The sequence below is a fragment of the Frigoribacterium sp. PhB118 genome, assembly GCF_003751725.1.
Classification (GTDB): Bacteria; Actinomycetota; Actinomycetes; order Actinomycetales; family Microbacteriaceae; genus Frigoribacterium.
The window spans coordinates 270,681-295,598 of sequence record NZ_RKID01000003.1; the positions used below are offsets into that span (position 1 = coordinate 270,681).

Below are 24,918 nucleotides of genomic sequence, written 5' to 3' on the forward strand. Positions count from 1 at the left end.
AGTGGGGGGGGGGAGCGCTGAGACCGGGTGGCCCGACGGTGCAGGATCAGCTGCACCGTCGAGGCCACCCGGTCTCGAACCGCGGTGAGGTGGTGGGTCAGGCCCGGGCTGGGAGCACGGGACCCTCCTCGGCTACGACTAGCGGAGGAGCGACAGCACGCCCTGGCTGCTCTGGTTCGCCTGGGCCAGCATCGCGGTGCCGGCCTGGCTGAGCACGTTCGAGCGGGTGTACTTGACCATCTCTTCGGCCATGTCCACGTCGCGGATGCGCGACTGAGCCGCCGTGAGGTTCTCCTTCGCGACGTTGGTCGACGCGATGGAGTGCTCGAAGCGGTTCTGCACGGCACCGAGCTCCGAACGAGCCGACGACACGTCCTTGATCTGCGTGTCGATGGCGGCGATCGAGGTGAGGGCGTTGGCCGACGAGTCGAACGTGAGCGCCTTGACGGCGGTCGCGACGGCCGTGATGTCGGTGAGGTTCACCGAGATCTGGTCGTTCGCAGCCGTCGAGCCAGCTCCGACCTGGAACGTCAGCGAGCCGGCACTGTTGAGCAGGTCGATTCCGTTGAAGTTGGTCGAGTTGCCGATGCGGGTCAGTTCGTCGCCGAGGGCCGTGACCTCGGTCTGGATCGCCGTACGAGCGTCGGCGTTGTTCGAGTCGTTGCCCGACTGGACAGCGAGGTCGCGGACACGCTGGAGGATCGAGTGGACCTCCGTCAGTCCGCCTTCCGCGGTCTGGACGACCGAGATGCCGTCCTGGGCGTTACGTGCGGCCACCGTGAGTCCGCCGACCTGCGAGCGCAGGCCCTCGGAGATCGCGAGACCCGCCGCGTCGTCAGCGGCACGGTTGATGCGAAGACCGCTGGAGAGCTTCTCGAGGCTCTTCGACAGGTCGTTCTGCGTGCTGTTGAGGTTGCGGTAGGTGTTGTTGGCCGCGAGGTTGGTGTTGATCTGCATACCCATGGTGTTCTCCTCCGTGACTGGGTGGTGTTCGTCGGCCCATCCGTGGGCTGACACCGGCTACTGTCGGCCGGTCGACCGCGGCTGTAAGTCAGCCGCAGAAGTTTTTTCGGGCGATCTCAGACCGCCGTGCTGATGGCGACGGCGTCGGGCTCGCGCATGGCGCGGGCGATGCCGACGGCGGCGTTCGTCGCGACGCGCGACAGGTACGCGCTGCGGCGGGCCGGCGCGGTCTTCGAGACCGGCGTGAACTCGGCGTCGGGGTCGTCGGCGTAGTGCGACTCGAGGGCGTCGCGCAGCAGGCGGACCGCCTCGGTGCGCTGCTGCGAGACGGCGCTGTGGGTGATGCCGAGCTCGTCGGCGATCTCGGTGACCGTGCGGTCGCCGAAGTAGACGCCCTCGACGATCAGGCGCATGCGCTCGGGCAGGGCCTCGACCGCGGCGGCGACGTAGCGGCTGCGCTCCGAGACGAGCAGGTTCTCCTCGGGCAGCGGCAGGTCGGCCGCGAGGTGGTCCGCGACGGTGTCGTCGAGGGCCGAGACCGTGCGGGCCGCGTCGGTCAGGGCACCGGCCGCCGTCTGGCGGTCGACGCCGAGGGCTCCGGCGATCTCGTCGACGCTCGGGGCGCGTCCCAGGGTCGCGGTGAGCGCCTCCTGGACGGCCAGCGTCTCCTTGATGCGCTTGCGGGTGCCGCGGCTGGCCCAGTCCCCCGAGCGCATGTCGTCGGCGAACGCGCCGACGATGCGGGTGCGGGCGTAGGCGCCGAACGGGATGCCGAGCGTGGGGTCGAAGGCGTCCGCGGCCTGGACGAGGGCGACGGCCCCGACCGAGGCGAGGTCGTCACGCGACAGGTGGGTGGCGCGGGCGCACACCTCCGAGACGAGGTAGCCGACCAGTGGCAGGTTCTCCACCACCATGGCGTTCCGTTCGGTGCGGTTCATCGCGACTCCCAGTGCGATAGGGGACCTCGTGGTCCGGTGATCGTGACTCCGGGCGCGACGAACGGCCCTCTGATCAGGGCACGTCGACAGGGTTCGCCGAGGAGGCGCGGTGCACCGGACGAGACGTCGTCCGGACCGCAGATGATGCGTGGCGACCGACCCGTCGGGGGCCCGTCGCTGCTCTGCAACGCTACCGAGCCGGAGGGGGGCGGCGGCAGGCCGGGACTGCCCCCAGTGCGGGGGAACGACCGTCATCTCTTCGGGGGACACACCTCGTGCCCTCACCCCCGTACTGGGTCGGAACGCCCCTTCCTCCGAGCGGTGCTTTAAGGCTAGGCGCAGGGTTCGGGCCGATGACTAACGGGCCCCGCGCCTCCGCCGATAGTCACCGGTGCAGAGGACGCCGGGCACTCCTCGCCGACGGACGACGAACCCGACACCCCGATGCGACCGACCGAGGAGGCCCCCATGGGCGCGAACGAACTCTCCGCGCTGCTCTGGCGAGAGCGCGAGCTGCTCGAGCTGCTGACCTTCAAGCTCGAGGAGGAGCAACTGCTGCTCACCGCGGGCCGCAGCCGCTGGGTCGACCACGCCACGCGCGAGGTCGAGCAGGTGCTCGGTCGCCTCCGTTCCGCGGGGCTCGAGCGCAGCGTCGAGGTGTCGGCCGTCGCCCGCGAGTGGGGCACCGACGAGGAGGCCCCCCTGCGCGAGATCATCTCCGCGGCACCGTCCGGCCCGTGGGGCGAGATCTTCACCGCCCACCTCCGCGCCATGACCGAGCTGACCGGGCGCATCGCCCAGCTGCGCGACGAGAACGAACGCTTCCTGCGGGCCGCCGCCCGCGCCACGCAGGAGACCCTGGCCACCGCGTCCACGGGCCCCGCGACCGCGACGTACGACGCGACGGGCCAGACCGGTCACGCGAGCTCGGCCAGCGCCTCCGGCGGTCACCTCTTCGACGGGCGGCTCTGACGTGGTGAGCACCTTCGGCAGCCTGGCCACCGCCTACCGCGGGCTGACCGCGGCCCGTACCGGGCTCGACGTGGTCGGCCAGAACATCGCCAACGTCAACACCGAGGGCTACACGCGGCAACGGGTCACGCAGTCCTCGATCGAGGCGGCCGCCCGCGTGGGCGTGTTCTCGAACGGCGTCCAGCCCGGACAGGGCGTGTCGGTCGACGGCATCGCCCGCATCGGCGACCGGTTCGCCGACGCCCAGGTCCGCGGCGCCGCCGGGGCAGCCGGCTACCAGGGCGTGCGGGCGTCGGTCACGGCCGCCCTGGAGTCGTCCCTGAACGAGCCCAGCACGACCGGCATCGCCTCGCAGCTGACGAAGTTCTGGTCCGCCTGGCAGGACGTGTCGAACGACCCCTCGGCGGCGGCCCCCGCGGCCGTCCTGCTCGGCCAGGCGAACACGATCGCCCAGACCCTCTCGACCGGCTACAAGGCCGTCGACGACCAGTGGACCTCGCAGCGCCAGCAGCTCGACGGCCTCGCCTCGCAGCTCAACTCGGCCGCGACCCAGGTGGCCGACCTCAACGTGCGCATCCGCACCGCGACCCAGCAGGGCGTCAGCACCAACGAACTGGTGGACGCCCGTTCGGCACTGACCGAGAAGATCGCGACGCTCGCCGGAGGTACGGTGCGCGACAACGCGGACGGCACGGTCGACGTCCTGGTCGGCGGCAACGCCCTGGTGTCGGGCGACTCGGCCCGCCAGGTGAAGGTGACCGGCGACTACACGCTGGCCACCGCCTCCTCGGGGGTCTCGCTCGAGTGGACCCACCGCGCCGGCGACCCGATCTCGCTCGACGGCGGCAGCATCGCCGGTTCGCTGTCGGTGCTCGCCCCGGCCGCGCCCGGCGGCACCGGCGGGGTGCTGGCCGAGGCCGCCGCGAGCTACGACGCCCTCGCGACCCAGCTCGCCACCCAGGTGAACGCCGTGCACGCGACCGGCACGACCGCCGACGGCACCACGGGCCACGACTTCTTCGCCCTCACCGCCGGGGTGCCCGCCGCGCGCGGCCTCACCGTGCTGCCGACCGGCGCCTCGACCATCGCGTCGGGCAACGGCACGGGAGGCGCCCTCGACGGGTCGATCGCCCGCGCCGTCGGCCGGATCGGACTCTCGACCGGATCGCCCGACCGCGCCTGGGGCTCGATCGTCAGCACGATCGGGGCCACGGCGCGCACCGAGGCCGACCGCTCGACCCTCACCAACCTCGCGGCGACGTCCGCCAAGGGGCGCCAGCTCTCGACCGCCGGGGTCAGCCTCGACGAGGAGAACGTCAACCTGCTCACCTATCAGCACGCCTACCAGGGCGCGGCCCGCGTCATGACCGCGATCGACGAGATGCTCGACACGTTGATCAACGGCATGGGACGGGTCGGGAGGTAACCGATGATCACCCGCACCACGAACCAGATGGCGATGCTCACCGCGCAGCGCAACCTGCAGACCAGCTCGTACCGGGTCGACCAGGCCCAGCAGCGGGCCGCGAGCCTCGACCGCATCTCGAAGCCGTCGGACGATCCGGCCGGCACGGCGGACGCCCTGCGGGTCAAGGCCGAGCAGGCGGCCAACGTGCAGTTCTCCCGCAACGTCGGCGACGGCAACGGGTGGCTCTCGCTGGCCGACTCGGCGCTGTCGTCCACCGACGACGTGCTCAAGAAGGTGCGCGACCTCACGGTGCAGGGCGCCAACACCGGTGCGTTGTCGCAACCCGCTCTCGACGCCATCGCGACCGAGATCGACGGCCTCAAGGCCGACCTGCTCGCCGTGGCGAACACCTCGTACAACGGCCGCAGCGTCTTCGCCGGCACGTCGGACGCGGGCGTCGCCTTCCGCCCCGACTTCAGCTACACGGGCACCCCGGGCTCGTCGGTCACCCGCCAGATCGGCGTCGAGACCGACGTGCGCGTCGACGCCGACGGAGCCGCCGCCTTCGGCACCGGCGCCGACTCGGTCTTCAGCATGCTCGACCGCATCGCCACCGACCTGCGGGCCGGCGTCAACGTCGGCACGCGGCTCACCGAGGTCGACGCCCGGTTGACGGCCGTGCGCGGCGTACAGTCCGACATCGGGGCACGACAGTCCCAGATCCTGAGAGCCGAGGACACCCTCTTGGACACCAAGACCACACTGGAGGCGCAGCGCGCCGGCATCATGGACCTCGATCTCGGCGAGGCCGTGCTCGACCTGCAGATGCAGAACACCTCGTACCAGGCGGCCCTCGCGGTCACCGCCAAGGTGCTGCAGCCCACGCTGATGGACTTCCTCCGATGAGCGCGAACGCCGCCCGCGAGGTCGCGGGCTCCGTCGTGACGTTCGTCGCGCCTCCGTTCGGTCTCGAGCCGCTCACCGACTTCTCGCTCGAGCGCATCGACGGCGCCCACGGGCTCTTCGCCCTGCGGGCGAGCGGGTCCGAGGTGCGACTGTTCGTGCTCGACGCGTCGGTGCACCTGCCCGACTACTCGCCCGTCGTGTCGGACGACCAGTCCGCCACCCTCGACCTGCAGGACGCCGCCGACGCCCTGCTGCTCGTGGTCGCGACCCCCGCGTCGACCGGCATGACGGTCAACCTGCTCGCGCCGATCGTGGTCAACGTGCGCACCGGAGCGGGCGCCCAGTTGATCCTCGAAGGCCAGGACTGGCCGCTGCGCGCCGAGCTGAGCCCCCGCGCGTAGCCACCTGCCGGCGGTCGGGCACCGGGTCGCCCGTCGGCTGGGTACGGGTTCGCCCCTCGGCTGGGCACCGGCTCGCCCCTCGGCTGGGCACGGGTTCGCCCCTCGGCTGGGCACGGGCTGCGAAGGCGGTCACGGTGTGGTGACGACCGATGCGGCCGTCGCGCCCATCGGCTTGCCTGGGACGCAGGAGGCGCGATCATGATCACGACACCCCGCACCACACGGCACCGGTTCGCCGTCGGCACGATGGCGGCGGTCACCGCCGTCCTGCTCGTCGGCTGCTCCACCGGGGACGACGCCCCGGGCTCGGGCGGTCCGGCCGCCACGCGTCCGGCGTCCGAGACCCCGACCGACCCGACGGCCGCCGCCGGACCCGGCCCGGTCGCGCCGACCACCGACGCGACGGCCGTCACCGTCGCGGCCGACGCCGTGACGACCGACGTCGCCACGGACCTGGCCGCCCCCTGGTCGGTCGTGCGACTCGACACCGGGTCGTCGTTCGTCAGCCTGCGCGACACCGGCACCGTGCTCGAACTGCTCGCCGACGGCAGCACGCGCGAGGCCGGCACCATCGGCGGGGTCGTGCACGAGGGCGAGGGCGGGTTGCTCGGCCTGGCCGTGCTCGCGGGATCGCCGTCGTACCTCTACGCCTACGCCACCACCGCCGACGACAACCGCGTGGTGCGCGCGCCGATCACGGGCGAGGTCGGCTCGTACGGCCTGGGCGAGCAGGAGACGGTGATCACGGGCATCCCCAGGGCGAGCAACCACGACGGCGGCCGCATCGCGTTCGGCCCGGACGGGGCCCTGTACGTGACGACGGGCGACGCGAACCAGCGGCCGAACGCCCAGGACCCCGGCTCGCTCGGCGGAAAGGTGCTGCGCGCGACCGCGATCGGCGGCGTGCCCGACGACAACCCCGAACCCGGGTCGCTCGTCTACTCGCTCGGCCACCGCAACCCGCAGGGCATCGCCTGGGACGCCACCGGCGCCGCCTGGGCGGCCGAGTTCGGGCAGAACACCTACGACGAGCTCAACGCCCTCGAGCCCGGGGCGAACTACGGCTGGCCGGATGTCGAGGGGCGCGGCGACGTCGCGGGCTTCACGGACCCGGTGCTGCAGTGGTCGACCGACGACGCCAGCCCGAGCGGCCTCACGGCGGTCGGCACGACGCTCTACCTGGCCGGGCTCGGCGGCGAGAAGCTGTTCGAGATCCAGGTGGCTCCCGGCTCCGAGGCCGTGCCGACCGAACTCTTCGCCGGCGACCGGTCGCTCGGCCGCATCCGCGACGTCCTGCCCGGTCCCGACGGCACCCTCTGGCTCGTGACGAACAACACGGACGGGCGCGGCACGCCGAGCGCCGGCGACGACCGCATCGTCAGCGTCCCCCTCACCCCGGCCCCCTGACCCGGCCGGCGCCACCGGAGGAGGCGCGGGTCGGGTTCCGCACACCGGCCCCAGGAGGCGCGGGTCGGGTTCCGCACACCGGCCCCGACACTCGCTCACACGCTGCGCGCCGCGCGGCCCGTTCGGGGGCCGGGCGGTTACCCTCGTACTCGATGAGCCAGCACGACCGACCCGACACGACAGCACCCGGCAGCGCCCGCCCCCAGACCGTGCCGCCGGGGTTCGCCGCGCCCGTCGTGCGCGGGACCGGAGGCGCCGGCGGCTTCGACCCCGTCAGCCTGCGCACGGCCGTCGACGTGCCCGTCGCCGAAGCCCGCCTCGCCGCCCTGGGCCAGAGCCGCAGCACCGCCGCCCTCGGCGAGCGCGCCGACCTGCTGCGCCTGCTCGGCCGCCTCGACGAAGCCCTGGCCATCGCCGAAGAGGCGTTCCGTCTGGCGCACTTCACCGGCGACCGGGCCGACTCGACGGCGGCCCGCATCCGACGGGCCCACATCTTCCGCGAGCAGGGCAAGCTCGACCGTGCGCTGAACGACCTGCACACCAGCCGCATCACGGCCGCCACCGAAGAATGGCGCGAGCTCGAGGCCGCCGCCGCCGAGCTCGAGGGCTACACGCTCTACGACCTGGGCCGCAACGAAGAAGCGCGCGAGACCCTGGCCAAGGCGCTCGAGGCGTACGAGGCGTCCGGTGCCCCGCGCGACCGCACGAACGGCCTGCGCGTCGCGATCGAGGGCGTCATGCGCGCCTACCTCAGCGACACCGGCCCCCAGCCACGACTCGAGGCCCCGGCCGTGGGTGACACGAACCCGGTGCCGCTCCAGCCCCTGACCGTGTCGCCGGCGTCGGCCCCGGCCCCGGCCCCGGCCCGACCCCAGGGCCGCACCCAGGTGCCCCGCTTCGACGGCATCGCCGCGCTCTACGGTGGTGCGCCGGCGTCCGCTCCCGTCCCGGCTTCTGCTCCGGAGGTGCCCGCGGGCACCGCGTCCGCGGCCTCCGGCGAGAACGCAGGGGCCGACGTCGTCCCCGCCCGCCAGCCCATGGACGCCGCGCGCACCGCCGCGATCAGCTTCGACCCCGAGTCCATGCCCGACGAGGCCGCCGCGTCGCCGGTGGCCGAGGCCGCCGCCGCCCGCGCCGAGAAGGTCGCCGCGACGGCTCCGGCCGCACCACGCGACGGTGGGCTCTGGGGCAAGATCAGCCACCTCGCCGAGCGTGCCGCGGGTCACCGCGACCGCGACTCCGACGAGTTCGACGCCGAGCGGCGGGGCGACGCCGAGCGTCGCGGCGCCGACGAGGGCCGTACCGGGGAGCGACCCCGCACGGGCGGCACCGGCGTGACCGGCGTGGTGGACGGCCTCCCGCGCGACGACGAGCCCACCACCTGGCCGTTCCCGCGGCGCTGACCCGCGCCTCCTGACCTCGACGTGGCCGACCTCGACCGGGTGCGGCGCTGGGCCGCCGCGCTCATCGACCTGCACCTCGACCCCGCCGTGTGGACCTTCGGCTTCGACAACGCCAAGACGCGCGCGGGCCTGTGCAACTACACGACCAAGCGCATCACGGTCTCGCGGCACCTCGCCGGCCGCTACGACGACGACGAGATCCACCAGGTGCTGCTCCACGAGGTCGCCCACGCCCTCGCCGGCTCCCGCGCCGGTCACGGTCCCCGGTGGAAGGCCGTCGCCACCGACCTGGGCTACGTCGGCTCGCGCCTGCACGACGGAGCCATCGCCAGCGAGCTCGCCCCGTGGGTCGGGGTCTGTCCGGCGGGGCACGAGCACTTCCGCTACCGCCAACCGGCGCGACCCCTCGCCTGCGGGAAGTGCTCGCGGCGGTACGACCCGGCCCACCTCATCACCTGGACGAAGCGCGCGGTCTGACACCGCGCCTCCCGGGGCGGGTCCGGGCGGAACGAGGGCCGTCTGGAGGCGCGTAACCGGTTAGGGTGGTCAGGTGCAGACCGGACAGTGGCTCAGATCCGACACCGACACCCGGTGGTTCTTCGACTCGGGCGCGCTCAGCCTCGACTTCGCGTACCTCGGCGGGTTCCGTGCCGGGTCGCGGTTCGGCCCGGAGTCGGGCCTCGACCTGCCCGCCGACGGGTCGACCCCCTGGGACGGCCTCCTGCTGCCCGCCGACCTCGACGACTGGATCGGCGAGCGCTTCGACGGCATCGCGGGCTCGGCCGGCGACCGCGAGCTCGCCGACGCCCGGGGCCTGCGCGACGCGGTCGCCCGGCTCGCGGTCGCCGCGGCCGACGGCACCTCGACCGACCCCGACGACGTCGACACCCTCAACCTGTTCGCGGCCCTGCCCGACGTCCCACCGTCGCTCGAGGGCGGACGACGCCAGGCCGGGGCCGGGCGCCTGCGGCTCGGGCAGGCGATGGCGTCGGTCGCACGCGACGCGGTGACCCTCTTCACGGCCGTCGGCTTCGTCGGCGGACCGGACTCGCGCCTCCGTCGGTGCACGAACGAGGCGTGCGGGCTCGTCTTCTTCGACGAGTCGCGCGCGGGCAGCCGCCGCTGGTGCTCGATGCAGCGGTGCGGCAACCGGGCCAAGGTGCGGGCGCACCGGGCCCGGGCCGCCCGCGCCTGAGCAGGGAGCCGCGCAGGCCTTTCGTGCGCTCCGGTCGCCGGGCCGCCCCGCTCGGCCACCGCTTCGGCTTGCCGCCCCGACCTGCCGCCCACGATCGCTCCCTGCCCCTCTCCCCGCCACGAACGGAACAACCCGCCACGCGATTCGGTGGCGGGTTGTCGAGTACGTGGCGGCGTGAGCGTTGCGGCCCCGCCGGGGGCCGCACCGAACACGGAGGCGACGGTCGGTCAGTCGACGACCGAGACGTCCTTCCAGAAGGCGACGTATCCCGAGTAGTCCTTGCCGACGCGGTCGAACGAGGTCGGGATCGGGGTCGGGTAGCTCCAGGCACGGTCCTGCAGCAGGTCGTCGCCCGACGTGACGCTGAAGTACTGCGTGTCGCCCTTCCACGGGCAGTGGTACTGGGTGGGGCTCTCGGTCAGCAGGTCGGAGTTCACGCTCGAGGGCGGGAAGTACCAGTTGCCCTCGATCGAGATCAGCTCGTCCCTCGGGGCCTCGGCGACGACGGTTCCGTCGGTGAGCACTGCCTTCATGGTTCCTCCTGCGGTCGGGGCGACGTTCGGGTCGCTCTGGCCGCAACGCTACGCCGAGGGGGTGAATTCCCCTCGGGAGCCCGACGGGGCCACGACGGCGAGGGCGGCGGAGGACGAGGAGGCGCGGGCCGCGTCGACCACGTCGCCCCGGTCGGTGGCGACCAGCTCGGCCGCCGAGGCCGAGGCCGTCAGCAGGTGCGACGAGGCCCGGGCGAGCGCCCCGGAGGCGGCGCAGGCGACGGCGGCCTCGGGCGACGAGAAGTCGATGCCGACCGCGGCGAGCGCGTCGACCACCGCTCCGGCGGCGAGCTGGTCCTCGACGGCGGGCCGGAACCCGTCCGCGTCGACCGCCCCCGCGGCGACGATCGCCACGAGGGCACGGTCGCCCCGTCGGGCCTGACGCTCGACCACGTGCCGGGCCACCTCGGGCGCCGCCCCGGCGCCGGTGACGACCAGGACGTCGGCCCCGCTCGCGACCTCGGGCAGACCGGCGACGACGCGCACGATCTCGTCCCGCGTCAGCGTGCCGTGCCCGTCGATCACGTCGACGACGACGACGACGTGCGCGCCCGGGACGATGCGGGCGGCTCCGGCCACGCCGTGGTCGAACCTCACCTGGTACTTCTGCTGGCCGTGCGGACTCATCCGACCAGCGTAGGCAGCCGCGCTCGGACGTCGCCCGTGCGTGACGCGACGTGACGTGCGATCAGGCGGCGGGAGTTGGATCGGAGCATGCACGTGCAGCTCAAGCTCCACCTCGCCTGCCCCGTCGATGTCGCGACCGACGCCCTGCGCGACCCTCGGGTCATGGTCGCCGTGACGAAGCCGCTGGTCGTCTACCGGTCCGAGTCACCGTCGGGCTTCCCCGACCGCTGGACCGAGGAGGCGCACCCGGTGTCGGCGAGCATCCTCGGCGTCCTGCCGCTCGGCAGCACGCACGTCGACCTCGACTGGCACGAACGCGACGGTGCGTGGATCCAGCGAGACACCGGACGGGGCACGAGCGGCCAGTTCGCCCGGATGCGCATCAACCACCGGATGGCCGTCGTGCCGGACGGTCCGGGCCACACGCTGCTGCGCGACCGGCTCGAGTTCCACGCCGGGGCGCTGGGCCTCGTGCTCTGGCCCGGGCTCTGGGCGACCTGGCAGTGGCGCGCCCTGCGGATGAAGGCCCTCGCCCCGACCTGGCGCGGGGCGTCGACCCACCCGAAGCACGTCTGACCCGGGCCGCCGTCCGCAGCAGCACTCAGCCGTGGCGGGTCGGCCGTCGCAGGTCGACCGTGCCGGGCTGGCCGTCGCGGGTCAGCCGTGTCGGGGCGGCCGCTCCGTGTCAGCCCCAGAAGCCGGCGTGCACGGCCGAGGCCTCGTCGAACAGGGCCGGCCCCGACACCGACACCGCGCCTCCCCCACGCGCGAAGACCTCGCGGCAGGGCAGGTCGAGCGTCGACTCGCCCTCCTGCTCGGTGACCATGCCGAGCAGCTGCTGCTCGGCGAGCGCGTAGACGACCCGGCCGATGCCGGCCCAGTGGATCGCTCCGGCACACATCGCGCACGGTTCGGTGCTCGTGTAGAGGGTCGCGGCCTTGAGCGTCGACTTGTCGAACCGCTGCGCGACGAGCCGGACGAGGTTCGTCTCGGCGTGGCCCGTCGGGTCGCCCTCGGTGACGACCGTGTTCTCGGCCTCGACCACGTCTCCGTCGGCCGTGAGCACCAGGGAACCGAAGGGATGGTTGCCGTGGTCGCGAGCCTGCTGCGCGACCTCGATCGCGCGGTGCAACCGCGCCAGGTCGGCCGGGGTGACGGTGGGGTCGGGAGTCGTGGTGTCGGTCGTCATGGGGCGAGCGTAGCCAGGGAGCACCGTCCGCCGCGGCCTGGACGGCGAGCTGTGGACGGGCGACCCACCTGTGAGGGAGCCACGGGCGGCGGGGCGACCGCCTGCGTACGGTGGCAGAGGTGACCGACCCGACCCGCGCCTCCTCGTCCACCGGTGAGACCACCGCCGACACCGGCGTCGACGCCTCTGCCGGGGCCGCCGCCGACAGCACCGCCCCGACGCCCGCCCAGGGAGCGCTCGACATCGCCTCGTGGCGGCGGACGATCCACGGGCTCTACCGCGACGTGCGCGAGGCGACCGACCTGGCGGCGGCGCACGACCTGTGGCGACGCACCCGCGACGAGCTGTTCTCGACGCACCCCTCGACCCCGCTGCTGCCCGAGGACCGCCCCGACTTCACCGGCCTGCCGACGAAGCCGTACGACCCGGCCTGGCGCTTCGAGGTGTCGGTCGAGCCGGCCGAACCGCGACGCATGGTGGTCGAGACCGGCACCGACGGCGACGTGCTCTTCGACCTCGTCGGCGTGGCCGACGTGCCCGGCGTCGGCAGCCTCGACGTGTGGAAGCTGACGCAGTACGCCGGCGGCCTGTTCATCCCCGTCAAGGACGCGCTGGCGGGAAAGCCCGGCGGCACCTACGGCGGCGGGCGCTACCTGATCGACTCGGTCAAGGGTGCCGACCTCGGCGCCGGCGGCGAACCCGGCACCATCGTGCTCGACTTCAACTTCGCGTACAACCCCAGCTGCGCCTACGACCCCGCCTGGGCCTGCCCGCTCGCCCAGCCCGGCAACACGGTCGCGGTCGAGATCCCCGTCGGCGAACGGTACGGGCGCGCGCACTGATCGGGGCCCGCAGGCGGACGCGCGCACCGCTCCAGCCCCGCGAGCGGACGCGCGCACCGCTCGAACCCCGCGGGCTGGTCTGCGCCTAGCCCTTCGGCTCGGAGTCGACCTCCACCGCGACGCCGTAGCCGTCACCGCCGTCCGTGCTGATCACCGAGACCGAGTCGTAGACGACGTCGGAGCCCGGGGTCCTGACGTCGCAGTGCACCTCCGCCTGGTCGACGACGGAGACCGCGTCGTCGCCGCAGTCGACGTCGGGGCGGGTGCCGACCTCCTTCTCGAGGGCGTCGGCGACCGTGGTGGCGAAGGTGCTGGACGACACGGTCCGGTCGATCGAGGCCGAGGTGGTGCAGCCTGCCAGGGCCGCCGCCAGGACGGAGGCGGTGATCACGCTCGAGACGACTGTCGATGTGCGCATGGGGGCAGACCTTCCGGACGAGGAGGGGACCGCGGTGCGTGCCCCCGGAGCCGCGGCCCTCGCGCCCCCGACGTGTAGCCAACCACGTCGTCCGGTCGGTAGAACGACAGGTCGATCCTCGTGCGCACGTCGACTAGCGTCGGATCATGACCCCGACGACGACGCCGCCCACCACCCCGTCGAGCCCCTCGAGCCCTGAGGTCGTGACGCAGGCGCTGCTCGACCTCGGCTCGCGACCCGAGCATCCCTTCACCACGAGCATCGAGGGCGGACGCATCGTCTTCACCTGGGTCTACGACAAGGCGTCCGGGCCGTTCGGCAGCCGGGAGCAGTCGTACCGGCTGCGCATCACGCTCATCCCGGAGACCTCCGAGTACAAGAGGTCCGAGATCGGCGTCGAGCGGCAGCGCGGCTCGGTCAGCGGCTCGTACACGTTCAACTCGGCGAAGGTCGTCGGCCCGGTCAAGCGCACCCTCGAAGCCCACGGCTGGCACCGCCGACGCACGGCGCTGGGCAAGGCCATCCGGCGCCTGTTCTCGTAGCGGACGGTCGTCGGAGGTCAGGAGGCGCGGTGGGGGCGAGGCGTCCCGAGGGGCCGACCCGCGCCTCCTCGGCTCGTCCCCGGCGCCGCCACGCGGCGCCCCGCACGGCCGTGCACACCACACCCGTCGCGTTTTCCGGCGCCAGCCGCTAGGCTGGGGTCACTTGCGAGCCGGCCCGATCGGCTCCCTGCGTCGTAGCACGCCCCTCACCGCCTCTCCGTCCTGGCACACACCCAGGCAGACCAGCAGGCGCGCGAAGCTCACTCTGCGGCGAAACGATCGTGCACACCTGCACCGTCGCCACACCTCGAGCCCGGCTACGACAGCCGTCCTCCCGGCACTGCCCCGCCCTCGTGCGAGCACGTCCCCGACGTGCCTCCTCACCAGCAGGCGGCCAGGCAGCCTCGGCCCGGCTCGACACCGATGCCCCGAAAGGTGCACCACATGTCAACGAACACCCTCGACACCGAGAACACCACCGGCGCCACGAGCGTCGACGAGACGGCCGATGCCGTCACCTTCAGCTCGCTGGGCGTGCCCGCCCCGATCGTGAAGTCCCTCGCCGCGGAGGGCAAGACCACCGCGTTCCCGATCCAGGTCGACACGCTGCCCGACACGCTCGGCGGTCGCGACGTCCTCGGCCGCGGCAAGACCGGCTCGGGCAAGACCCTCGCCTTCTCGATCCCCATGGCCGCCCGCCTCGGCGGCAAGCTGGCCGGCGGCAACCGTCGCGCCGGACGCCCCCTCGGCCTCGTCCTCGCCCCCACCCGCGAGCTCGCCACGCAGATCGACGCCGTCCTCGCCCCGCTCGCCGAGGCCTACGGCATGCGCACCACCACGATCTTCGGCGGCGTCTCGCAGAACCGCCAGGTGCAGGCCCTCAAGGCCGGCGTCGACATCATCATCGCCTGCCCCGGCCGCCTCGAAGACCTCATGAAGCAGGGATTCGTCAAGCTCGACGCCATCGAGATCACCGTGCTCGACGAGGCCGACCACATGGCCGACCTGGGCTTCCTGCCCGGCGTCACGCGCATCCTCAAGGCCACCCCGAACGACGGCCAGCGCCTCCTCTTCAGCGCCACCCTCGACAACGGCGTGGACAAGCTGGTCAAGCAGTTCCTCCACAACGAGGTGCTGCACTCGGTCGACGAGGCCAACTCGCCCGTCGCCAAGATGACCCACCACGTCTTCGAGACGCCCGACGTCGACAGCAAGAACGCGCTCATCCAGAAGCTCGCGAGCGGCCAGGGCCGTCGCATCCTCTTCATGCGCACCAAGCACCACGCGAAGAAGCTCGCCAAGAAGCTCACCGAGTCGGGCATCCCCTCGGTCGACCTGCACGGCAACCTGTCGCAGCCGCAGCGCGACCGCAACCTCGCCGCCTTCCAGGACGGTTCGGCCCGCGTGCTCGTCGCCACCGACGTCGCCGCCCGTGGCGTGCACGTCGACGACATCGAGCTGGTCATCCACGTCGACCCGCCGACCGAGCACAAGGCGTACCTGCACCGCTCGGGCCGCACCGCCCGCGCCGGAGCCGAGGGCGACGTCGTCACCCTCGTCATCCCCAGCCAGAAGCGCGACGTCGCCCAGCTGATGAAGAAGGCGGACATCCGCCCGACCATCACCGCCGTGACGCCGAACTCGCCCGAGGTCGACGCCCTCGTCGGCCAGGTCGCCGCCTACGTCAAGCCCTCGCCCAAGGCTGCCGTCCAGCAGCAGCAAGGTGGCGGCGGACGCTCACAGGGCGCGAACGCCCAGCGCAAGCGCGCCGCCCGTCAGGACTCGCAGGGCAACCCCATCGCCCGCCAGGACCGTTCGGGTCGCCCCAGCCAAGGAGGCGCGGGTCGCGGTTCCGACGCCGGTCGCGCCGGTGCCGGTGCCGGTCGTTCGGGTGGCTCGCGTGACGGCGGCCGCCAGGGTGGCCGCGACGGCGCCCGCCGCGACGCCGCTCCCCGCGGTGGCGCCTCGACCTTCTACTCGACCGAGTCGGGCCGCGGTTCGTCCACGCCCGTCCGCGACGACGCCCGTGGCACCCGCGACGGTGCTCGCGACGAGACCCGTGGCACCCGCCAGACCGGTCGCCGCGTCCAGAGCAGCGGCACCCAGAGCGACGGCGGCCAGAGCCGCACCAACGCCGTCCGCAACGACCAGGCCGAGTTCGCCGCGTCGCTCGGCGGCTCGCGCGAGGGCGGCCAGCGTGACGGCGGCCAGCGCAGCGGCGGACGACGCGCCTCGTCCGAGGGCGGCCGTCCCGGCTCGCTCAAGGTCGGCGGCCTCGTCGGCGGCAAGGCCCGCACCGGCGGCGGCCAGCGCAGCGGTCGCTGACTCGACCCGCTGCCACACCCCCGAACCGGCGTGACACCCTCTGATCCGAGGGTGTCACGCCGGTTCGGGGGTGTTGCGCTGCCAGCCCCCTCAGCGCACCCCGGCGCGCGCGAGGGCCCGCACCATGGGCTCGGCGCGCAGGGCGTCGCCCCAGGTCCATCGGACGACCGTGCGCACGCCGGGCAGCGCTCGCAGATCGTCCTCGCGCCGCTTCTCGTCGATCACGACCTGCTCGGGGCTGCGCCCGGCCCGCATCCGTTCGTCGCGGTACTTCACCTCGCCGTCGAACTCGCCGATGATGCCGAACTGCGGCCACCAGAAGTCCACGAAGCCGATCAGGGGGCCCGTCACCGGGAACCGGGCCTGCAACACGGGCCCCGTGAGCCCGGCGGCCCTCATGCCCGCCCGGCTCAACGACTCACCCGGCGACTCGGACCGCCCATCGGCGAAGGCGACGGCGACCGCCGCCCGTCGACGCCCGGGCACCCCGGGCCGTGCGGCCAGGGCGGCCTCGAGCGCGGACCGGTCGTACGCGCCCGCGTGCAGCCCGTGGTCGAGCACGACGGTCGCCCCGCGCAGGTCGCGCCGGCGCACGCTGTCGACGGCCGCTCGGGCGGCACCCACCACGGGCAGCCCGTCGACCGTGTCGATCTCGCCGTCGCCGAGGGGCGCCGCGTGCTGGTGGACGGACCCGGTCACCTTGTCACGAGCGCGCTGACGTGCCACGACGTGCACCCTTCGAGGCCACTCGCCCAGCAGCGGAAACCCCCGAACGGCGAGGGCGGACTCGTGGGAGACGACGGCGTCCGGTCCGAGCCGGGGCAGCACCGCGTGCACGCGGGCGGTGTGCTGCGACGCCGGGCCGAGCGACCGCCAGTCGTCCGTCCGGACGTACACGCCGGCGGCGAGCCTCACCGCGAGGCCACGTCGCGCGTCCCGCTCGATGAAGGAGGCATCCACGCCGTCGTCGACGAGCCGGGAACGACGGATGAGCAGGCCTGACGTGTCGCGCATCGGTCCAGCGTGGCCGAGCGCCGTCAGGGACGGGGCCCGCGCCTCCTCGCCTGTGGAGAGGCGCCAGGCGACACCCCCGAACCGGCGAGACACCCCGAGATCCGAGGGTGTCACGCCGCATCGGGGGTGTTGCGAGCGGCGCTAGTGCAGGGCGCCGACGGAGGCGAGGGCGCTGCGCAGCAGGGTGCCGCGCCCGCCCTCCATCTCGGCGGCGACCTCGTCGGAGGCGGCCTGGTGCGGCGTCAGCCAGGTGAGCTCGAGGGCGTCCTGCCGCGGGTCGCACGTGCCCGTGACGGGCACCACGTACGCGAGCGACACCGCGTGCTGACGAGGGTCGGTGTAGACCGACGAACCGGGCAGCGGGAAGTACTCGGCGACCTGGAACGGCACCGGAGACGGTGGCAGCTGGGGGAAGGCCATCGGCCCGAGGTCTTTCTCGAGGTGGCGGAACAGCGCGGTGCGCAGGCTCTCGCCGTACATCACCCGGCCCGACACGAGCATGCGCGAGATCGACCCCTCGTCGGAGGCGCGGAGCAGCACCCCGACCTCGGTCACGACCCCCAGGCCGTCGGTCCGCACGGGCACGGCCTCGACGTAGAGGATCGGCAGGTGCTGACGCGCCTGGAAGAGCTCGTCCTCCGAGAGCCAGCCGGGATTGGGGTCGGGGTCGGGTGTCCGCACGGAGCTCATGGGCCATTCTTACCGGCTCGGGGGCCCGATCGCGTGACGTGACGCTACGGGCGAACAGCACCGGCCCCGATGTCGGCGCCCGTCGCTAGGCTCGGCCCATGGTGCAGATCGACCCGTCCCTCGTCCAGTGGTCCGCCGTCGAGGCCGAGCGTGACGGGCGTCCCCTGCTCGTGTTGCTGCACGGCGTGGGCTCGCACGAGGGCGACCTGATCGCGCTCGCCCCCTACCTGCCGCAGCAGTTCGTGGTCGCGTCGCTGCGGGCACCACTGCCCCACGGCGACGGGTTCTCGTGGTACCCGCTGTCGACTCCCGGTGCGCCCGACCCGGGCGCCGTCGACGACGCGGCCGAGGCCGTGCTCGCCTGGCTCGACTCGCTCGGGGCGCACCATCCGTCCGTCAGCCTGCTCGGGTTCTCGCAGGGCGGGTCGCTCTCGCTGCAGCTGCTCCGTCACGCGCCCGAGCGGTTCGCGTTCGCGGCCGTGCTCGCCGGGTTCGTGGTCCCCGCCGCGGGCGACGACGCCACGCTCGAGCGCGCGGCCGCACGCGACGACGCCGTCACGGCCGCCCGCCCCGCCGTCTTCTACGGTCGCGGCGACGTCGACCAGGTCATCCCCGCCGACGCCGTCGAGCGCACGTCCGCCTGGCTCGAGACGCACGCCGACGCCGAGCAGACCGTCTACCCCGGGCTGGCCCACGGCATCTCGCAAGAAGAACTCGACGACCTCAACGCGTTCATCGGTCGCGTCACCGCCGCGCCGGTGGTCGACGGCGGTGCCTCCGTGGTGGCCGGCGAGGCCGCCTCCGCCGACTGACCACCGGGCCCCACCCGGCCCCGCACCACCCGACGAACGAAGGAGGCGCGCGATGGCGACGCTCTCGGTGTCCGGTTCCGCCACCCACCGCCACCGTGCCGAGCGCGGCGTCGTCCACCTCGCCGTGGGCTTCGACGGCGACGACCGCGAGGAGGTCGTCCGCGACACCGCCGCGGTGCACTCCCGCCTCACCGAACAGGCCACTGCCTGGCGCCGCCAGGAGGCCGCCACCTGGTGGAGCGCACAGAGCGTCACGGTCGCGGTCGAGACCGAGGCGACGACCGACCGGGGCGACGGGGCCGACGCGACCCGCGCCTCCTCGGTGGTGCGGTTCCGCACCCGGGCCGCCGTCGACGTGCGGTTCAGCGACTTCGACGCGTTGGCGTCGTGGGTGGGCGACGTCGCCGTCGAACCGGGCGTCACCGTCGAGTGGATCGAGTGGTCGCTCAGCCACGACCGCCGGCCCGAGGTCGAGAAGGCCGTGCGGGTCGCCGCGATCGCCGACGCGGTCACCCGGGCCGGCGACTACGCCGAGGCGCTCGGGCTCGGTCGGCCGACGCTGCAGTCGGTCTTCGAGCCGGGGTTGCGGCCCGGCGCTCCCGGTGGAGGCAGCCCGTTCGGCCTGGCCCGTGCCGTCGCGACGTTCTCGTCGGGCGGCCCCGTGGCGTTCGACCTGCACCCGGACGACATCGAGGTCACCGCCGAGGTCAGCGCCGACTTCGTCGCCTGACCCGTCTCCGGGCCCGACCGACCGGCAGGCCCGCCTCCCGCCTCACAGCAGCCGGTGCCACACCCCCTCGACGCCGATCGGCACGAACCCGACGGCCTCGTTGACCGCGAGCATGGGCCGGTTCTCCTCGGCGTTGAAGGTCAGCACGGACGGGCGTCCCGGCTTCTCCGCGATCAGTCGGTCGAGGTTGGCGACCTTGACGAGCCAGCCCAGCCGGTGCCCGCGGTGCTCACGCCGCACGAGGGTCATCTGCTGCATCGCGGGCCGCGACGCGTCGTCGGGAACCGCGAGGTCGGAGCACGCGACGAGTCGGCCGGTCGGCACGTGCTCGGCCGCCGCGGTCAGCGAGGCCCGCCCGCTCGCGGCGCGTCGCTGCTCGGCCTCGACCAGGCGGTCGACGGTCCAGACGTCCTCGGGCTCCGGCACGTCACCCATCGGTGCGTCGGTGCTCAACGCGGTCGCCATCGCCGCGACGTCGGACCGCCAGCGCGGAGGCGTGGGGCCGGACCAGGTGTGGACGCGGTACTCGTCCCCCGCCGCGGCGAGCGCCTCGGAGCGGATCGCGGCCAGCGCCTCCTCGTCGACCGGCAGGGGCAGGCGGCTGATGCGCTCGACCTGGCCGAGCGCATAGCCGCGCGAGAGCGCGAACCGGACCTCCGAGGAGGCGCGGGGCACCCATCCGTGACCGGTCGAGGCCTCGAGGCGGTCGCCCGGGGCGGGGCGCGAGCCCTGGCCGGACGCGACGAAGGAGATCGCGTCGGTCCTGCCCGCCGCGCGGGCGACGGCCTCGACGTGGTCGAGCAGGGCCGTGCCGAGCCCCCGGCGGCGGTGCTCGGGGGCGACGGCGACCCAGAGCCAGCAGGTCGTGACGGTCGGGTCGGCGAGCGTCTCGTAGGTGGCCTGGCCGACGATGCGACCACCGGACCGCACCACGAACAGCCGCCGCGGCGTGAACCGGTCGTGCCACTGCGGCAGCTGTTCGGCCGGGCCGAAGTCGAGGTCGCCGAAGCCGAGCACCTCGGCCTGGACGGCGTTCTCGAGGCCGATGGCCTCGACGTAGGCGGCGACGCGTGCGGCGTGGTCAGCGCGGTCGGCGCGGTGGGCATCGGCGTCGTGGCCGGCATCGGCGTCGGCTCCGGCGTCGGAACGGGGCTCGAGGGTGTCGGGCACGACGATCTCGTCGATCACGATGTCGGTCACGGGGGCTCCGGGGTCGAGGCGGGGACGTGGTCCGCCGCCCGGCAGGGCAGCCGACCAGGGTAGCGCCGTCCTCGGCCTCCGCGCCAGGGGGGAGACGGCTCGACCCGCGGCGCGTAGAACGGGGCGATGAGCGATCCCTTCGACCTCGGACGGTACGTCGACGCGCAGGACGCCGGCGGCACCCACGACCAGGCCCTGGCCGAGCTGCGCCGCGGGCGGAAGACCTCGCACTGGATGTGGTTCGTCTTCCCGCAGATCGCCGGCCTCGGCCGCAGCGGCATGGACCGCACCTACGCGATCCGATCGCTCGACGAGGCGCGGGCCTACCTCGCCCATCCCCTGCTCGGCCCGCGCCTGCGCGAGGCGGCGGGCGTCGCGGCCCGGGCGGACGCCGCGAGCGCCGGCGAGCTGATGGGCGGGATCGACGCCCTCAAGCTGCGCTCGTCGATGACCCTGTTCGCGCGGGCCGACCCGGCCGAACCCGAGTTCCGGGCCGTGCTCGATCGATGGTTCGACGGCGTCGAGGACGACCTGACCGTCGCCCGCCTCTGAGCCCGTCCGCGACCGTCCGTCGGCGACGGTTCCTCCCCGGACGAGGAGGCGCGGGTCGTCGCCCCCAGGCGCCGCGCCTCCCCTGCCGGTGTCGGCTCCCCCGGCTACGCTCGTCCGCATGCGCCAGCTCTACCCCGAGATCGAACCCCACGACTCCGGCCTGCTCGACGTCGGCGACGGCCAGCAGGTCTGGTGGGAAGAATGCGGCGACCCCGACGGCAAGCCGGTGGTCTTCCTGCACGGCGGGCCCGGCAGTGGGTCGTCATCCGCGCACCGCCGCCTGTTCGACCCCGACCGGTACCGCATCGTGCTGCTCGACCAACGCGGGGCGGGTCGCAGCACGCCCCACGCCGGCACGTTCGGCACCGACCTCTCGACGAACACGACCCGCCACCTCGTGGCCGACCTCGAGACCCTGCGCGAGCACCTGGGCATCGACCGCTGGCAGGTGTTCGGCGGCTCGTGGGGCTCGACCCTCGCGCTCGCCTACGCCGAGACCCACCCCGACTGCGTCACCGAGCTCGTGCTGCGCGGCATCTTCACCCTGCGCCAGAGCGAGCTCGACTGGTTCTACGAGGGCCCGGCGTCGAACGTCCTGCCCGACCGGTGGCAGGGTTACCTCGCCCCGGTGCCCCCCGACGAGCGGCGCCCCGGCGGGCTGATCGAGGCCTATGCGCGACTCCTCGCCGATCCCGACCCTGCCGTCCACGGGCCCGCCGCCGTGGCCTGGTCGTCGTGGGAGGCCTCGGCGATCACCCTGCTGCCCCGCCCCGACCTGGTCGAGCGGTACTCCGACCCGGCGTTCGCACTGGCCTTCGCCCGCATCGAGAACCACTACTTCGTCCATCGCGGCTTCCTCGACGAGGGCCAGCTGATCCGCGACGCACACCTCGTCTCGCACATCCCGACGGTGATCGTGCAGGGCCGCTACGACCTGTGCACACCGGCGACGACGGCCTTCGACCTGCACGCCGCCCTGCCCGACGCCGAGTTCGTCCTGGTCGACGACGCCGGCCACGCGTTCGACGAGCCGGGCATCCTCGACGCGCTCATCACGGCGACCGATCGCTTCGCGTCCGAGTCGACGCCCTCGCGTGACGAGGCGAGCCGGTGACCGTCGTCCTCGCCGGCTGCGGCGACCTCGGCACCGAGGCCGCCCTGCGGTTCGTCGCCCTCGGGCAGCGCGTCCTCGGCCTCCGTCGCTCGGCGGGCAAGCTGCCGACCTCGATCGAGGGAGTCTCGATCGACCTGAGCAACACCCGCCCCACGCTCCCCGCCGACACCGAGATCGTCGTCGTCGCCCTCTCGGCCGGGTCCCGCGACGTCGACACCTACCGGGCGTCCTACGTCGACGGCCTGAGGAACGTCCTCGACGCACTCGACGAGGCCGGGGCGGTCGACGCCCAGGTGCTGTTCGTCTCGTCGACCGCCGTGTACGACGTCGACGACGGCAGCGTCGTCGACGAGACCACCCCGGCGACCGGGGCCTCCCCCACGGCCGAGGTCATCCTCGAGGCCGAGGCCCTGCTGCACGCGCGTCGTCCCGACGGCATCGTCCTGCGCCTCGGCGGCATCTACGGCCCGGGCCGGGAGCGGCTCATCACCCAGGTGCGCGACGGTGACGCGCGACTGGCCGAGCCGGCCGGCAGCTCCCCCCACACGAACCGCGTCCACCGTGACGACGCGGCGGCCGCGATCGTGCACCTCACCACCACCTCGGCGCCGACCGACGTCCTGTACGTGGGGGTCGACGACGAGCCGGCGAGGCTCGACGACGTGCTGGCGTTCGTGGCCGACGAACTGGGGTCGCCCGTGCCGCCGAGCGCGCCTCCTCGGGGTCGTCAGGCGGGCGGCGACAAGCGGTTGTCGAACGCACGACTACGCGGCACGGGATTCACCTTCGAGTACCCGACCTTCCGCGAGGGGTACCGGGCCGTGATCGCGGGCGAGGGCGTGCGGCACCCCTGAGCCGGGCCCAGCCCGGCTCGGGCCAGGCGATGCGGGCCTGTCGGACCTGCCCCGCAGGTGCGGGCCGGGTAGACCCACACCCGCCGGTGCGGACTGGGCGGACCCACGCCCGCCGGTCCGAATTGGGGGGTCACCTCGCCCGCCTCGCCCGCGCCGCCCGCCTCGCGCGCGAGGACGCCGCCTAGCGAACGGGGCACCGCGTGGCGTCGCGGGGCCCCGTCCACTCGACGGCGTCCTCGAGGGCGGACGGTGATCAGTGGATCGGCGTGCCACCCGTGACGGCGATGGTCTCGCCGCTGATGTAGCTCGACTCCTGGCTCGCCAGGAAGACGAACGACGGGGCGAGCTCGACGGCCTGGCCCGGGCGGCCGTAGGCGGCCTCCGAGCCGAAGCTCTCGATCTTCTCGTTCGGCACGAAGGCGGGCTGCAGCGGCGTCCAGACGGGGCCGGGCGCGACGCCGTTGACGCGGATGCCGCGTTCGGCCAGCTGCTGGGCCATGGCGCGGGTCCAGTTGGCGATGCCGGCCTTCGACACGGCGTACTCGGCGAGGTCGGGCGAGGGCTGGAAGCCCTGGATCGACGAGGTCGTGATGATCGAGGCCCCTGGCTTCAGGTGCGTCGAGGCGGCCTTGGTCAACCAGAACAGCGGGTAGATGTTGGCCTTGAGGACGTGGTCGAGCGTCTCGGTCTCGAAGTCGTCGATGCTGCTGACGGTCGGCATGACGCCGGCGATGATCGCCAGGATGTCGAGGCCGCCGAGCTCGGCGACCGTCTTCTCGACGACGTCGACGTTGGTCTGCTCGACCTGCAGGTCGCCGGGCAACAGCACGGCGGTGCGACCGGCCTCGCGGACGAGTGCGGCGACCTCCTCGGCCTGGGACTGCTCCTCGGCGAGGTAGCTCAGCGCGACGTCGGCACCCTCGCGGGCGAAGGCGATGGCCGTCGCGCGGCCGATGCCGCTGTCGGCACCGGTGACGAGGGCCTTGCGACCGGCGAGGCGACCGCTGCCGACGTAGCTGGTCTCGCCGTGGTCGGGCTCGGGCTTCATGGCGTGGACGTCGCCGGGAGCGCTCTGCTGCTGGTGCTCGAACGGAGGCTGGGGGTACTGGGTGACGGGGTTCTGCGGGGTGTACATGTTGTCTGCCATGCCCCCGGTGTACGCGGCGGAGCGAGCGTGCCGGCCCAGCTTGTACCCCGGTCGGGGGTGACGTCGGCGGCGCGGAGCGACGACAGGAACCGAGGAGGCGCGGCACCACCCCCGGGGAAAGATACGGTGGTCGCGTGCCCCTGCTGCCACTGCCTTCCGAGACTCCCCGTCAGGTCCTGCCCGCCTGGGTGCTGCGCGCCGACCGTCGGGCCGCGAAACGCATCAACTCGGTCCGAGGAGTGCCGGTCGTCGACCGCAACCTCAGCCGCCTCAGCCACTTCGCCGACCACGGACTGTTGTGGGCCGCGGTCGCCGCAGGACTCGCCCTCGTCGGCCAGCGTCGTGCCGCGGTGCGGGGCACCCTGTCGCTCGGTTTCGCCAGTGCCATGGCGAACATCGTCGGCAAGCGCATCTTCGGCGGCAACCGGCCCCTGATCGACGACGTCCCGATCGAGCGACGTCTGCGCAGCCAGCCGCTGTCCGCGTCGTTCCCGTCCGGCCACGCGGCCTGTGCCGCCGGGTTCGTGACGGGCGTCGCGATCGAGTCGCCGGGAGCCGCGGCAGCCCTGTTGCCGCTGGCCGGTGCGGTCTCGTGGTCGCGCCTCCACGTGGGGGCGCACTGGACGTCCGACGTCGTCGGCGGGCTGCTCATCGGGTCGGGCGTCGCACTGCTGGGCCGACTCGTGTCGGCACCGCGCGGGCGCTGACCCCGGGCCGG

The 24,918-nt window shown here is 73.6% G+C and carries 28 protein-coding genes; 18 read left to right on the forward strand and 10 right to left on the reverse strand.

Translation table 11 applies throughout. The features are described 5' to 3' along the window. Nucleotides 1–138 precede the first annotated feature (138 nt). Together EDF21_RS10795 and EDF21_RS10800 are read right to left on the reverse strand one after the other, a co-directional pair. On the reverse strand, nucleotides 139–963 hold the full coding sequence (locus EDF21_RS10795; RefSeq protein WP_274598573.1) for a flagellin: 825 nt from the start codon (nucleotides 961–963) through the stop codon (nucleotides 139–141). 116 nt (nucleotides 964–1,079) lie between these two features. After that, a complete protein-coding gene (locus EDF21_RS10800; protein ID WP_123571325.1) occupies nucleotides 1,080–1,901 on the reverse strand; it encodes a sigma-70 family RNA polymerase sigma factor in 822 nt (273 codons plus the stop codon). A 468-nt stretch (nucleotides 1,902–2,369) separates the two neighbouring features. Here EDF21_RS10800 and EDF21_RS10805 point away from each other — a divergent pair, with 468 nt between their 5' ends. From EDF21_RS10805 to EDF21_RS10840, 8 genes are all read left to right on the forward strand, one after another. Beyond that, nucleotides 2,370–2,873 carry a flagellar protein FlgN gene (locus EDF21_RS10805; protein ID WP_056043714.1) on the forward strand — a complete coding sequence of 168 codons (504 nt, stop codon included), beginning with the start codon at nucleotides 2,370–2,372 and terminating at the stop codon, nucleotides 2,871–2,873. A gap of 1 nt (nucleotide 2,874) precedes the next feature. Beyond that, the gene (gene flgK, locus EDF21_RS10810; protein WP_370274461.1) at nucleotides 2,875–4,299 is read left to right on the forward strand and encodes a flagellar hook-associated protein FlgK; all 1,425 of its coding nucleotides are present in this window, start codon (nucleotides 2,875–2,877) and stop codon (nucleotides 4,297–4,299) included. Nucleotides 4,300–4,302: 3 nt separating this feature from the next. Further along, a complete protein-coding gene (flgL, locus tag EDF21_RS10815) occupies nucleotides 4,303–5,187 on the forward strand; it encodes a flagellar hook-associated protein FlgL (protein ID WP_056043718.1) in 885 nt (294 codons plus the stop codon). Beyond that, nucleotides 5,184–5,588, forward strand: coding sequence for a flagellar assembly protein FliW (locus tag EDF21_RS10820; RefSeq protein ID WP_123571326.1), 405 nt, complete (start codon nucleotides 5,184–5,186; stop codon nucleotides 5,586–5,588). Before flgL ends, EDF21_RS10820 begins: the two co-directional genes overlap by 4 nt. A 198-nt stretch (nucleotides 5,589–5,786) precedes the next feature. Continuing rightward, nucleotides 5,787–6,995: a sorbosone dehydrogenase family protein gene (locus EDF21_RS10825; RefSeq protein ID WP_123571327.1), complete on the forward strand. Its 1,209-nt coding sequence runs from the start codon at nucleotides 5,787–5,789 to the stop codon at nucleotides 6,993–6,995. A 152-nt stretch (nucleotides 6,996–7,147) separates the two neighbouring features. Then, a complete protein-coding gene (locus tag EDF21_RS10830) occupies nucleotides 7,148–8,398 on the forward strand; it encodes a hypothetical protein (RefSeq protein WP_123571328.1) in 1,251 nt (416 codons plus the stop codon). 21 nt (nucleotides 8,399–8,419) lie between these two features. Beyond that, on the forward strand, nucleotides 8,420–8,875 hold the full coding sequence (locus EDF21_RS10835; RefSeq protein ID WP_123571329.1) for a SprT-like domain-containing protein: 456 nt from the start codon (nucleotides 8,420–8,422) through the stop codon (nucleotides 8,873–8,875). Between the two features lie 73 nt (nucleotides 8,876–8,948). Next, nucleotides 8,949–9,593, forward strand: a complete 645-nt coding sequence (locus EDF21_RS10840) for a CGNR zinc finger domain-containing protein (protein WP_123571330.1) — start codon at nucleotides 8,949–8,951, stop codon at nucleotides 9,591–9,593. A 227-nt stretch (nucleotides 9,594–9,820) separates the two neighbouring features. On the opposite strand, the gene EDF21_RS10845 is transcribed toward EDF21_RS10840, so the two are convergent. Then, nucleotides 9,821–10,126, reverse strand: coding sequence for a DUF427 domain-containing protein (locus EDF21_RS10845; RefSeq protein WP_123571331.1), 306 nt, complete (start codon nucleotides 10,124–10,126; stop codon nucleotides 9,821–9,823). Nucleotides 10,127–10,174: 48 nt separating this feature from the next. Beyond that, complete coding sequence (locus EDF21_RS10850; protein WP_123571332.1) at nucleotides 10,175–10,771, reverse strand: hypothetical protein; 597 nt, start codon at nucleotides 10,769–10,771, stop codon at nucleotides 10,175–10,177. 87 nt (nucleotides 10,772–10,858) lie between these two features. On the opposite strand from EDF21_RS10850, the gene EDF21_RS10855 reads away from it, so the two are divergent. Beyond that, nucleotides 10,859–11,347, forward strand: a complete 489-nt coding sequence (locus EDF21_RS10855) for a hypothetical protein (protein ID WP_123571333.1) — start codon at nucleotides 10,859–10,861, stop codon at nucleotides 11,345–11,347. Between the two features lie 109 nt (nucleotides 11,348–11,456). On the opposite strand, the gene EDF21_RS10860 is transcribed toward EDF21_RS10855, so the two are convergent. After that, the gene (locus EDF21_RS10860) at nucleotides 11,457–11,960 is read right to left on the reverse strand and encodes a nucleoside deaminase (protein ID WP_123571334.1); all 504 of its coding nucleotides are present in this window, start codon (nucleotides 11,958–11,960) and stop codon (nucleotides 11,457–11,459) included. 242 nt (nucleotides 11,961–12,202) lie between these two features. On the opposite strand from EDF21_RS10860, the gene EDF21_RS10865 reads away from it, so the two are divergent. After that, nucleotides 12,203–12,802 carry a DUF1684 domain-containing protein gene (locus EDF21_RS10865; protein ID WP_370274462.1) on the forward strand — a complete coding sequence of 200 codons (600 nt, stop codon included), beginning with the start codon at nucleotides 12,203–12,205 and terminating at the stop codon, nucleotides 12,800–12,802. 85 nt (nucleotides 12,803–12,887) lie between these two features. Here the strand turns inward: EDF21_RS10865 and EDF21_RS10870 are convergent, their stop codons facing one another. Beyond that, nucleotides 12,888–13,220 carry a hypothetical protein gene (locus tag EDF21_RS10870; RefSeq protein ID WP_148053689.1) on the reverse strand — a complete coding sequence of 111 codons (333 nt, stop codon included), beginning with the start codon at nucleotides 13,218–13,220 and terminating at the stop codon, nucleotides 12,888–12,890. A gap of 146 nt (nucleotides 13,221–13,366) precedes the next feature. Between EDF21_RS10870 and EDF21_RS10875 the strand changes: the two genes are divergently transcribed. Further along, nucleotides 13,367–13,762, forward strand: coding sequence for a hypothetical protein (locus tag EDF21_RS10875; protein WP_123571337.1), 396 nt, complete (start codon nucleotides 13,367–13,369; stop codon nucleotides 13,760–13,762). A gap of 444 nt (nucleotides 13,763–14,206) precedes the next feature. Continuing rightward, a complete protein-coding gene (locus EDF21_RS10880) occupies nucleotides 14,207–16,087 on the forward strand; it encodes a DEAD/DEAH box helicase (protein ID WP_199736341.1) in 1,881 nt (626 codons plus the stop codon). A gap of 90 nt (nucleotides 16,088–16,177) precedes the next feature. Here the strand turns inward: EDF21_RS10880 and EDF21_RS16735 are convergent, their stop codons facing one another. Together EDF21_RS16735 and EDF21_RS10890 are read right to left on the reverse strand one after the other, a co-directional pair. After that, entirely contained in the window at nucleotides 16,178–17,101 is a 924-nt protein-coding gene (locus EDF21_RS16735; RefSeq protein WP_123571339.1) for a hypothetical protein, read from the reverse strand. A 141-nt stretch (nucleotides 17,102–17,242) separates the two neighbouring features. Next, nucleotides 17,243–17,791 carry an NUDIX hydrolase family protein gene (locus EDF21_RS10890; RefSeq protein ID WP_056043756.1) on the reverse strand — a complete coding sequence of 183 codons (549 nt, stop codon included), beginning with the start codon at nucleotides 17,789–17,791 and terminating at the stop codon, nucleotides 17,243–17,245. Between the two features lie 98 nt (nucleotides 17,792–17,889). On the opposite strand from EDF21_RS10890, the gene EDF21_RS10895 reads away from it, so the two are divergent. Both EDF21_RS10895 and EDF21_RS10900 read left to right on the forward strand, forming a co-directional pair. Next, on the forward strand, nucleotides 17,890–18,603 hold the full coding sequence (locus EDF21_RS10895; protein ID WP_082460069.1) for an alpha/beta hydrolase: 714 nt from the start codon (nucleotides 17,890–17,892) through the stop codon (nucleotides 18,601–18,603). Nucleotides 18,604–18,655: 52 nt separating this feature from the next. Next, complete coding sequence (locus EDF21_RS10900) at nucleotides 18,656–19,333, forward strand: SIMPL domain-containing protein (protein WP_123571340.1); 678 nt, start codon at nucleotides 18,656–18,658, stop codon at nucleotides 19,331–19,333. Nucleotides 19,334–19,375: 42 nt separating this feature from the next. On the opposite strand, the gene EDF21_RS10905 is transcribed toward EDF21_RS10900, so the two are convergent. Beyond that, a complete protein-coding gene (locus EDF21_RS10905) occupies nucleotides 19,376–20,533 on the reverse strand; it encodes a GNAT family N-acetyltransferase (RefSeq protein ID WP_158612909.1) in 1,158 nt (385 codons plus the stop codon). A 126-nt stretch (nucleotides 20,534–20,659) separates the two neighbouring features. On the opposite strand from EDF21_RS10905, the gene EDF21_RS10910 reads away from it, so the two are divergent. The 3 genes from EDF21_RS10910 to EDF21_RS10920 all read left to right on the forward strand — a co-directional run bounded on the left by EDF21_RS10910 (nucleotide 20,660) and on the right by EDF21_RS10920 (nucleotide 23,053). Next, nucleotides 20,660–21,085, forward strand: a complete 426-nt coding sequence (locus tag EDF21_RS10910; RefSeq protein WP_056043763.1) for a DUF1810 domain-containing protein — start codon at nucleotides 20,660–20,662, stop codon at nucleotides 21,083–21,085. 118 nt (nucleotides 21,086–21,203) lie between these two features. Beyond that, nucleotides 21,204–22,199 carry a prolyl aminopeptidase gene (pip, locus tag EDF21_RS10915; protein ID WP_123571342.1) on the forward strand — a complete coding sequence of 332 codons (996 nt, stop codon included), beginning with the start codon at nucleotides 21,204–21,206 and terminating at the stop codon, nucleotides 22,197–22,199. Next, nucleotides 22,196–23,053: an NAD-dependent epimerase/dehydratase family protein gene (locus tag EDF21_RS10920; protein ID WP_123571343.1), complete on the forward strand. Its 858-nt coding sequence runs from the start codon at nucleotides 22,196–22,198 to the stop codon at nucleotides 23,051–23,053. The genes pip and EDF21_RS10920 overlap by 4 nt, the downstream gene beginning before the upstream one ends. 253 nt (nucleotides 23,054–23,306) lie before the next feature. Here EDF21_RS10920 and EDF21_RS10925 read toward each other — a convergent pair whose 3' ends face one another. Further along, nucleotides 23,307–24,200 carry an SDR family oxidoreductase gene (locus EDF21_RS10925; protein ID WP_123571344.1) on the reverse strand — a complete coding sequence of 298 codons (894 nt, stop codon included), beginning with the start codon at nucleotides 24,198–24,200 and terminating at the stop codon, nucleotides 23,307–23,309. Between the two features lie 134 nt (nucleotides 24,201–24,334). On the opposite strand from EDF21_RS10925, the gene EDF21_RS10930 reads away from it, so the two are divergent. Next, the gene (locus EDF21_RS10930) at nucleotides 24,335–24,907 is read left to right on the forward strand and encodes a phosphatase PAP2 family protein (RefSeq protein WP_056043774.1); all 573 of its coding nucleotides are present in this window, start codon (nucleotides 24,335–24,337) and stop codon (nucleotides 24,905–24,907) included. Nucleotides 24,908–24,918: the final 11 nt, after the last annotated feature.